At 41.7% G+C, this 504-nt stretch carries 1 protein-coding gene and 1 pseudogene; both read left to right on the top strand.

Features of this window, described 5'->3' with window-relative positions; all coding sequences use genetic code 11:
• A partial coding sequence (locus PVA17_RS24950; protein ID WP_274069371.1) for a hypothetical protein occupies positions 1-288 on the top strand: 288 nt, incomplete at its 5' end.
• Positions 225-415, top strand: a pseudogene (locus PVA17_RS24945) (IS5/IS1182 family transposase); the annotation flags it as partial. The gene PVA17_RS24950 and the pseudogene PVA17_RS24945, both read left to right, overlap by 64 nt.
• Positions 416-504 lie beyond the last annotated feature (89 nt).

Below are 504 nucleotides of genomic sequence, written 5' to 3'. Positions count from 1 at the left end.
GGCGAGCGCCGAGCCTCCTCCTACGCTTCGCTTCGTGCGGGGTCTCGTCTGTCTCGCTTTCCCGCAGGAGTCGAGCGATGCTTCTCCAAACAACGCAATAGTCACGCTTTCCTTTATAATAAAAGAATTAATGTGCAGGTGGTGCCCCCGATGATTTCAAATCAAGAAACCCTTCATTTAAGTCCATATATGGCGATCTACGATATTGTTGTGCCAAAAAATAATATACTGAAAAGGCAAATATCGAATATACTAAAGAAGAGAAAATCGCACTTGTGGCCAAGTTGAATCCTATTCTTACACAAGGACTACGAAAAGTAATAAAGATGCTGGAATGTTTGTTTGAAAGGCCGACCATCTCGCGATAAGAAAAGCACGTACGGGTAAAAAAGGAACGAGTAAGAGTAAAATGTACCCTTTGTAAAGGACATTTAAAAAAAGGTTAGGCATCTTTTTGAAGCTGCTGTCTGTATTTTGCAGGCGGCAGCTTTTTTAAATTCCATT

The sequence above is a fragment of the Lysinibacillus sp. CNPSo 3705 genome, assembly GCF_028674935.1.
GTDB lineage: Bacteria > Bacillota > Bacilli > Bacillales_A > Planococcaceae > Lysinibacillus.
This window is presented reverse-complemented; position numbering and strand designations above follow the sequence as displayed.